The 9,248-nt window shown below is 63.0% G+C and carries 8 protein-coding genes; 4 read left to right on the top strand and 4 right to left on the bottom strand.

Features of this window, described 5'->3' with window-relative positions; genetic code table 11:
- Nucleotides 1–34: 34 nt before the first annotated feature.
- The 4 genes from pvdP to ACP6KB_RS18975 form a co-directional block, all read right to left on the bottom strand.
- Nucleotides 35–1,639 carry a pyoverdine maturation tyrosinase PvdP gene (gene pvdP / locus ACP6KB_RS18960; protein ID WP_442108849.1) on the bottom strand — a complete coding sequence of 535 codons (1,605 nt, stop codon included), beginning with the start codon at nt 1,637–1,639 and terminating at the stop codon, nt 35–37.
- Between the two features lie 4 nt (nt 1,640–1,643).
- Complete coding sequence (locus ACP6KB_RS18965; RefSeq protein WP_442108850.1) at nt 1,644–3,032, bottom strand: aspartate aminotransferase family protein; 1,389 nt, start codon at nt 3,030–3,032, stop codon at nt 1,644–1,646.
- Between the two features lie 156 nt (nt 3,033–3,188).
- A complete protein-coding gene (locus ACP6KB_RS18970; RefSeq protein WP_442108851.1) occupies nt 3,189–4,511 on the bottom strand; it encodes an ATP-binding protein in 1,323 nt (440 codons plus the stop codon).
- The gene (locus ACP6KB_RS18975; RefSeq protein ID WP_442108852.1) at nt 4,508–5,191 is read right to left on the bottom strand and encodes a response regulator; all 684 of its coding nucleotides are present in this window, start codon (nt 5,189–5,191) and stop codon (nt 4,508–4,510) included. The genes ACP6KB_RS18970 and ACP6KB_RS18975 overlap by 4 nt, the downstream gene beginning before the upstream one ends.
- A 172-nt stretch (nt 5,192–5,363) precedes the next feature.
- On the opposite strand from ACP6KB_RS18975, the gene dsbD reads away from it, so the two are divergent.
- From dsbD to ACP6KB_RS18995, 4 genes are all read left to right on the top strand, one after another.
- The gene (gene dsbD, locus ACP6KB_RS18980; protein WP_442108853.1) at nt 5,364–7,079 is read left to right on the top strand and encodes a protein-disulfide reductase DsbD; all 1,716 of its coding nucleotides are present in this window, start codon (nt 5,364–5,366) and stop codon (nt 7,077–7,079) included.
- Complete coding sequence (locus ACP6KB_RS18985; protein WP_442108854.1) at nt 7,079–7,936, top strand: TlpA family protein disulfide reductase; 858 nt, start codon at nt 7,079–7,081, stop codon at nt 7,934–7,936. The genes dsbD and ACP6KB_RS18985 overlap by 1 nt, the downstream gene beginning before the upstream one ends.
- Entirely contained in the window at nt 7,921–8,685 is a 765-nt protein-coding gene (dsbG, locus tag ACP6KB_RS18990; RefSeq protein WP_442108855.1) for a thiol:disulfide interchange protein DsbG, read from the top strand. The genes ACP6KB_RS18985 and dsbG overlap by 16 nt, the downstream gene beginning before the upstream one ends.
- A 75-nt stretch (nt 8,686–8,760) precedes the next feature.
- Entirely contained in the window at nt 8,761–9,246 is a 486-nt protein-coding gene (locus ACP6KB_RS18995) for a YkgB family protein (protein ID WP_442108856.1), read from the top strand.
- The last annotated feature ends 2 nt before the right edge of the window (nt 9,247–9,248 follow it).

The raw sequence follows: 9,248 nt of genomic DNA on the forward strand, positions 1-9,248 counted from the left end.
GGTGCAAGACGGTATCTCCCACCGAAGAAGGGGGTCAGGACAGGTGCCGTGCGTACCACGGCCGCCGAGGCACGCGGCGAAACAGATCGGCAATCTTGTCGTCTTCACCAAAGGTCAGACGCAACGCCAGTTTCATGGTTTCCACATCCATTTCCACCGACTTGCCGGGAAAGGCTCCGGGCACGGTGCTGCAACCATGGGTCACCGGGCCCAGCCAAGGGTCTTCGACCTCGACCCAACGCCCCGGCGCAAACCACTTCACCCCATTGACCTCACGCCTGCGCACCTGGCCAGGATTGTGCCGTTCATGGGCGCGGTACCAGTCTTCGACGCGGTCGTCGATCCAGCCATGGAACCCCCAGAACACTGGGCTCACATGGGATGAAAAGGGATCGCCAAGAAAGTCATTCTCCGCACCGAACCAGCGCGAAGCGAAATCCGCCGGATCACGGGCAAAAGGCACCGGCGCGCCATTGACCGGATCGCGTGGCACCGAAGCCCAGCACATGTGCAGCCAGTCATGCAGGTTCATCTCAAGCTCGGAGCCAAATGCACCGAGGGTCAGTTTCGACAAGTAGAGCGGATCCTGATACTGCGATTCCCACACTTGAAAGTTACTGCAGAAGGTTTCGCCGGCCTTGATCGCCGACACCCACTGACCATAGGCCTCATCGTCTGGCGCCAGCCAGGTGGGCGGAACGCAATAACCATTGTGGTTATCGAAGTAACGGGCAAAGCCCTGCCGGTCCTGTTCGACGCTGGGCCTGGGCAAGGGAAAGTGCGGCCAGGACGGTAAGTCCTGCATGGAGCGCGCGGTGCCCAGCATGTGCCGGTGCATAAACAGAAAGTCGACACCCGAACCGTTGCGATGCTTGCGCGGGCCGCGGGCATCGCGCTCCAGCTCACGCGGCCCGGGCTGCCAGCCCAGACCGCGCAGGGCCTCCCGTTTCTCTGCGCTGAGGTCGTGCCACTTGTCGCGGGTTGCATGCCAGAGTTGATGGAACAGACGATGTTCGGCGCTGATCAACCACGCCTGGAGTTGCGCGGTGTACGGCAAGCGTTCACGCGCTTCCGGAAACAGGCGTTTAACGGCAACGAAATGGCTGTCGAGCAACGGCAAGGCCATGGAACGATCCAGCGGCTGCAGGCGACCACTCAAGGTTGCGCTGCCGGCATTGGCAAAATCGCCCCAGACCTCATCCAGGCTGGCAACACACTCATAACCCGGACCGCCCTGATTACTCAGCAAGCGCCAACGCACCTGGGCGCTGGAAGCCCCCACCAGGTCACCGACCACGCGGTACGCCACAGGCCCCTGCCCCTCAAGACGGCTTTGCTCATCGACAAAACCTCGCAGCCCACGCCCTTTGTTGGCGACATCCAGGTACAGCTGCAAGCCGTGCTCGGGCAAACCCGCCAGCCCGGCCTGGCTGCCGTGAACACGCAGGTCCCACACGCCACGCAACTGATCAGCCAACTGCTGACCGGCCGTATCGGCCAGTTCAACGCTGGCCTCACCCGCTGTAACAATGTCGTCTTCCGGGTCGTGGGTCAGTTCTTTGTGTGCGTAATACACCGCCGGCACCGCTGCACCTGCCACCGCCAGACCCGCTATGAATCCTCGCCGCGATATCGTCATTGGCCTACTCGTTTCCGCGCAGGCTGGCGACCGCTGCGGTCAGCGCACGACCAAAGCGTGCAGCCACTTCATCGACCTGCTCAGCGGTGATGACCAATGGTGGCAAGAAACGCACGACCGCCCCGTGGCGGCCACCGAGTTCAAGAATCAAGCCGCGTTTGAGGCATTCACGCTGCACCAGCGGCGCCAACTGTGGGCAGGCGGCCGGGTGGCCGAGGGCATCCAGGGTGGCGGCCGGATCCACCAGCTCAACCCCGAGCATCAAGCCACGGCCACGAATATCGCCCAGTTGCGGGAAATCCTGCTGCAGGCGGCGCAGGTGCCCGCTCAAACGCTCGCCCATGGCCTCGGCATGGGCACACAGGTTGTGTTCCTGGATGTACTTCATCACCGCCGAACCTGCCGCCATGGCCATCTGGTTGCCGCGGAAAGTTCCGGCATGAGCGCCAGGCTGCCAGGTGTCCAGCCACTGGCGATACACCACCACGGCCAGCGGCAGGCTGCCGCCGATGGCTTTGGACATGACCACCACATCCGGCACGATGCCGGCGTGTTCGAAGGCAAACATCTTGCCGGTGCGGGCAAAACCGCTCTGGATCTCATCAACGATCAGCGCCACACCGGCCTGCTCGGTAATCCGCCGAACACCGCGCAGCCATTCCACATCAGCCGGAATCACTCCGCCCTCACCTTGCACGGCTTCAACAATCACCGCAGCGGGCAATTGCACGCCACCTTCCGGGTCGCTCAGCAGGTTCTCCAGGTAGTGCAGGTTGACCTTGACCCCAGCCTCACCGCCCAGTCCGAACGGGCAGCGGTAGTCGTAGGGATACGGCAGAAACTGCACGCCATTGCTCAGCAGCCCGGCCAGTGGCTTTTTCGGCCCCAGGCTGCCCATCAGGCTCAACGCGCCTTGAGACATGCCGTGATAAGCGCCCTGGAACGACAACACAGTGGTGCGCCCGGTGGCCGTACGTACCAGCTTCAATGCCGCTTCCACCGCATCGGTTCCGGTCGGCCCGCAGAACTGAATCCGTGCTTCGTCACGCAACGCTTGTGGCAACAGGCCGAATAGGTCCTGGACGAACTGGTCCTTGACCGGCGTGGTCAGGTCGAGGGTGTGCAGCGGTAGCTCGTCGGCCAGCACCTGCTGAATGGCCTCGATCACCACCGGATGGTTGTGCCCCAAGGCCAGGGTGCCAGCGCCCGCCAGGCAATCGATGAACTGACGCCCTTCGACATCTTCGACATACAAGCCCCGGGCCTTTTTTAACGCCAGCGGAATACGTCGTGGATAGCTGCGGGCATTGGACTCCTGCTGCTTTTGCCGGGCCAGCAAGGGCGACTCTTCGAAGTGATAAAGCGTTTCGGCAACGCTGATAGCGACTGACATCTGAGGAAACCCTCGCAAGCAAGCGGATTGTTATCGCTTGAAAAACGCTTCAGCGCCGCGAGGATTTAGCAAAACCAACGTTTTAATTGGTAGGAGCGGGCTTGCCCCGCGATTGCGGTTTTTCAGATACACCACGATCGCGGGGCAAGCCCGCTCCTACTGTGCTCGTTGGGGGATGTGCATGAACACGCGCAAGCCGTCGCTGTGGCTGTCGAAGCGCAGCGAACCGGCGCAGCGCTGCACGATAGCCTGGACGATCGCCAGCCCCAGACCGCAACTACCACTTTGCCCGGTGCGCCAGAACCGCTCGGTCAGGCGCTCAAGGTCTTGTTCGGCAATGCCCGGCCCGTGGTCACGAACCAGGAACGCTACCCGGCCCTTTTCCATCTGTACCGCCAACTCCACGGGTTCGCTACCACGGGTGTGGCGCAGCGCGTTATCCAACAGGTTGCGCAAGGCCGTCACCGCCAGTGGCGAAGGCATGTCGAGAAATGCCTGGGCAGCGTCCGGTGCCAGTCGCAGGTCGACCCGCTGCGCATTCGCAAGCCCGGTGTCCTGGATGGCCTGGCGGGCAACCTGTTCGGCATTGCACTGAACACCATCTTCGAACGACAGGCTGCCCTCGACCCGCGCCAACAACAGCAGTTGCTCCAACGTCCGGTGCAAGCGGTCTGCGCCTTGCTCGGCGTGCTCCAGGGCCTGTTCACGGGTTGCCCCTTCGGTCATGCGCGCCACCTGCAGGTGGGTCTTGATCGCGGTCAACGGTGTACGCAGCTCATGGGCGGCGTCATCGGTGAGGCGGCGCTCGCGCTCAATGGTCTGGGCGATGCGTTGGAACAGCTGGTTCTGGGTGTCTTGCAATGGCTGCAACTCACTCGGCAGGCCACGCACCTGCAAGGGTTCCAAGGCGTCGGGGCTGCGCCTGCGCAAGGCATCGCGCATGCGGTTGAGCGGCGCCAGGCCCTTGCCAATGCCGATCCACAACAATCCCAGGCTGCCCAGCAACGCCACCAGCACCGGTGCCGACGCGGCCAGCAGAATCGAACGGTTCAGCGCCTCGCGCTCCTGATGGCGATCGGCCGTGGTGATACGGACGTCACCGCGATAATAGGTAAAGGTACGCCAGCGCGCGCCCTCGATGGTCTGGTCGCGAAAGCCGCTGCGATCGTCTTCGAGGTTGTGTTCCTGATTGTGGTTGCGGGCAATGATTTCACCGCGCAGCGAGCTGACCTGACAGGCCATGCCGTCCGGTACGCTGAGCTGATCGGCACTCAACTGGGTGCCGCCGCCCTTGGCTACCAGCGGTTGCGGCAACTGATCGATCAAGCCGGCTACCATTCGCGCCGACGCCACCAGGCGCTGATCGAGGGAAAACATCATCTGGTAGCGCAGATCGCGCAGCATCCAGGCCGCCGCCAGGGCCCAAATCAGCACAAAGGCGGCACCGAGGATCAGCGTCAGGCGTACACGCAGGCTCATTGCGATGCAGCCTCGGGTAGCTGTGCCGGCCCCAGGCGATAACCCAGGCCGCGCACGGTTTCAACGATACCGTTGCCCAACTTGCGCCGCAGGTGATGGATATGCACGTTCAAGGCGTTGCTTTCCACCTCGTCACCAAAGCCGTAGACGCTGTCTTTGAGCTGTTCACTGGAGAGTACCCGGCCACGGTTGTGCAACAGTGCCTGCAACAGCGCCTGCTCACGTCGCGACAGGTCGACCGGCACCCCGCCCAGGCAAGTTTCGCGGCTGCTCGGGTCGTAGCTGAGCGGACCGTGTTCGATGATATTGACCGCGCGCCCGGCCGAGCGGCGCAACAGGGTGTGCAGCCGTGCCGCCAGCTCACGCAGATCAAACGGTTTGAGCAGGTAATCGTCGGCACCGGCCTGCAGGCCATCGACCCGATCGGTGACCGCGTCGCGCGCAGTCAGCACCAGCACCGGCAGCGTCTCCCCTTGCTGGCGCAGGCGCTGCAACAATTTCAGGCCATCTTCATCGGGCAAGCCCAGGTCCAGCACCATGACATCGAAGCTGGCGGCCTGGAGCATGGCCTGGGCTGCAGCTGCACTTGCCACCCGGTCCACCGTCATGCCCTGGGCGGTCAGCCCCGCAGCGATGCCGCTGGCAATCAGGTCGTCATCCTCGCAGAGCAGTACGTGCATGGTGGGTCTCACAACTAAAAATGGCAGTGAAGCGCAGGCGGATTAACTCAGGATTATGCCGCGCCGACAGCGGATCGTCTCGGCTTGTGCGACAACCGACGCGTTGTGGTTAACACTCGGTTAATCGCGCTCGGCCAGGATCAGGCGCTTACTGCACTACCAAGGCTTTGAGATGCGCACTTTATTAATTGCCCTGATGCTCCTGTTCAGCGGCCTTTCCCAGGCCAACCCCTTCGCCCAGAGTGACTTTCTGCCGGTGGACAAAGCCTTTGTGTTCAGCAGCGAGCGCCTGCCATCCGGCGAAATGCGCCTGCACTGGAAAATCACTGATGGCTATTACCTGTACCAGAAGCGCCTGAAGTTCGACGGCCTGCCTGCTGAACAACACCCCACGTTGCCAGAAGCCCTGCCCTACCATGATGAATACTTCGGCGACACGCAGGTTTACCGAGGCGAACTGGAGCTGATACTGCCAGCCAGCGCCACGGGGCAGTTACGCATGGGTTGGCAAGGCTGCGCCGATGCCGGCTTGTGTTACCCGCCGCAAACCAGCCTGGTCAGCCTGAGCGACACGCCGGCGGCCGAACAAGCCAATGAACAGGCCAGCGACCAAGCCTTGGCGGGCGGCCTGCAACAGTCGACCCTGGCCTGGAGCCTACTGGCCTTCTTCGGCCTCGGCTTGCTGCTGGCCTTTACGCCGTGCTCGCTGCCGATGCTGCCGATTCTCGCCGGCCTGGTGCTGGGCAACGGCGTCAGTGCGCGTCGTGGCTGGCTGCTGGCCAGCGTCTACATCTTGAGCATGGCCCTGGTCTACGCCGCGCTCGGGGTGATCGCCGCACTGCTCGGTGGCAGCCTGCAGGCCTGGCTGCAACAGCCCTGGCTGCTCGGCACCCTGGCCGGCCTGTTCGTCTTGCTGGCCTTGCCGATGTTTGGCGTGTTCGAACTGCAGTTACCGGCCTGGCTGCGTGATCGCCTGGAACGTGCGGGCCACGGCACCCGCGGTGGCAATCTCTACGGTGCCGCCCTGCTCGGCGCCCTTTCAGGATTGCTGATGGGGCCGTGCATGACTGCACCACTGGCCGGTGCCCTGCTGTATATCGCACAGAGTGGCAACGCCGTTCACGGCGCCCTGGTGCTGTTCACGCTTGGCCTGGGCATGGGCTTGCCGCTGTTGCTACTGGTGACCCTGGGCAATCGCTACCTGCCACGTCCTGGCCCGTGGATGAACCTGGTCAAGGGCCTGTTCGGCTTCGTGTTCCTGGCCATGGCCCTGTACACCCTGCGCACTGTGCTGGAGCCGTCGCTGTGGCTGGGCCTGGGCGGCGCCTGGTTGATTGCCTTGGCCTGGGCGGCGTGGCCTGCACTACACAACCTACGGCCGATCCGCGCACTGCCGTTGCTGGCCGGATTCTGGGGCAGTTTGTTGGTGATTGGTGCTGCCGCAGGCGGCAGCGACCTCTGGCAACCCTTGCAACCGTTCCGCGCCGGTACCGCCACAGTCGCCAGCGTGGCCCACAGCGACGCATTCGTCACCGTCACCCGACCGGCTGAGCTGCAACGCGAACTGGACAACGCCAAAGCCAGGGGGCAGTGGGTAATGCTGGACTACTATGCCGACTGGTGTGTGTCGTGCAAAGTCATGGAAAAGCAGGTGTTCGGCCGCGCTGATGTACTGGCGGCCCTCAACGGTGTGCATTTGATCCGTCTGGATGTAACTGCCGATGCACCGTCGAGCCGCGAACTGATGCAACGCTACCAGGTGCCCGGCCCGCCCAGCCTGATCTGGATCGGCCCGGAGGGCAACGAGCGCCGCGCCCGACGTATCACCGGCGAAATCGATGCGAAGAACTTCCTCGAACAATGGGCCCAGACCCGGAGTCAAGGCTGATGCTGACCGTGAACCTCGGGCCGCTGACCATGGCCGTCGATCATCTGTTGCTACTGGGCGCACTGGCCTTGGCCACATTGGTTGGCTGGCGGGTGGCCAAGCGCGAGGGCGACAACCCCGAATCGGTGCTGTTCGGCCTGTTCCTGCTGGGGTTGTTGGGCGCGCGTTTGGGGTTTGTGCTCAGCTACTGGCCGATGTACCGCGACGACCTGATTCAGATCGTCGACCTGCGCGATGGCGGCTTCCTGCTCTGGCCGGGGCTGCTGGTGCTGGCACTCGGCGCCGTGTGGCGCGGCTGGCGGCGCCCGACACTGCGCCGCCCGTTAGGCTGGGGCCTGTTCAGCGGTTTGCTGTTCTGGGTGCTCGGCAGCATGGCCAGTCATTTGTATGAACAAGGCACGCAATTGCCCGAAGTGAGCCTGTACAAGGCCAACGGCCAGGCGGTGCAACTCACCGATTACAAGGGCCGGCCACTGGTCATCAACCTGTGGGCCACCTGGTGCCCGCCGTGCCGACGGGAAATGCCAGTGCTGCAACAAGCGCAGCACGACCATCCTGATATCACCTTCCTGTTCGTCAACCAGGGGGAAACCCCGCAAACGGTCAGTAATTTTCTCGCCACGACCGGGCTGAACCTGTCCCACGTGCTGTTCGACGGCGGTGGGCAGCTGGCGCAGAAAGTCGGCTCCATGGCCCTGCCCACTACCCTGTTCTACAGCGCTGACGGCCGCCTGGTCGGCAGTCACCTGGGCGAGCTATCACGGGCCAGCCTCACCCACGCCCTGGAATCCTTCGAGCGCAGCCCTGCGCCCGCCGTCACCCATACTTCAAGGAACGACGCATGCACCCTTTGTTGAAACTGCCGCTGGGCCTCACCCTGGGCCTGCTGGCCAGCCACACCGCCATGGCCGAATCGCTGCCCAAAGCCGTGCAGCAAATCGAAGCCAAGGGGGTAAAGATCAAGGGCAGCTTCGATGCCCCGAACGGCTTGCGCGGTTATGCCGCCGAGTATCAGAACCGCGGTATGGCCTTGTACCTGACCCCAGACGGCAAGCACGTGCTGGTCGGTAGCCTGTTCGACGAGCAAGGCCAGGACCTGAGCGAAGCACCTCTGCAGAAGCTGGTGTACGCACCGATGGCCAAGGAAGTCTGGGCGAAGATGGAAAAGACCGCCTGGATCGCCGACGGCAAAGCCGATGCTCCGCGAATCGTCTACCTGTTCAGCGACCCTAACTGCCCTTACTGCAACATGTTCTGGCAGCAGGCTCGGCCGTGGGTCGAGTCGGGCAAGGTGCAGTTGCGCCACATCATGGTCGGTATCATCCGCGAAGACAGCCCAGGTAAGTCGGCAGCGCTGCTGGCCAGCAAAGACCCGGTGCAGGCGCTGCTCAAACACGAGAGTGCAGGCAAAGCCAGCACGCTCAAGGCCCTCGACAAGATTCCCGAGGCCGTGCAGGCCAAGCTCGACAGCAACCTGGCGTTGATGGAAGAGCTGGGCCTGTCTGCGACGCCAGCGATTTTCTACCTCGACGAACAGCAACAGCTGCAAACCCAGCAAGGTGCGCCGCGCCCGGAAATGCTCGGAAAAATTCTGGGTAAACGCTGATTCCCTGACAGCGGCGTGTAACGTCCACCCGATCACGGCGTCTGGAGAGTACCCCTCATCTGAAAGGAACTCTCCATGACCCACTCCACTTACCTCAATACCTTTGTACGCTCCTCTTTCGATATCCAGCTGGTGCGCTGGAGCCTGATCGTGATCTTCATCGGCTTTGGCTACACCAAGTGGTTTGACTATGAAGCCCAGGCGCTTATTCCCCTGATCGGCAACAGCCCATTGCTGTCCTGGATGCATGCCGCCTTTGGCATCCAGGGCGCCAGCTACGCCCTGGGTGTGGCCGAGTGGGCCATCGGCGCCGCCTTGCTGATCGGCATCTGGTCACCCACCTGGGCAGTGGCCGGGGCGCTTGGTTCGGCACTCACCTACCTCACTACCCTGACCTTGATCCTGACCACCCCTGGTGCCTGGGAAAGCAGTGCCGGTGGCTTTCCCGCCATGGGCGGTGCGACGTCCTTCCTGATCAAGGACGCCGTGTTGCTGGCCGCTTCGGTGGTGTTGCTCAAACACGACCTACGCCGCACCTGCTCTACCCTGGCCCAGGCCTAAGT

Source organism: Pseudomonas sp. NUPR-001, assembly GCF_052147955.1.
In the GTDB taxonomy this organism is placed as follows: domain Bacteria; phylum Pseudomonadota; class Gammaproteobacteria; order Pseudomonadales; family Pseudomonadaceae; genus Aquipseudomonas.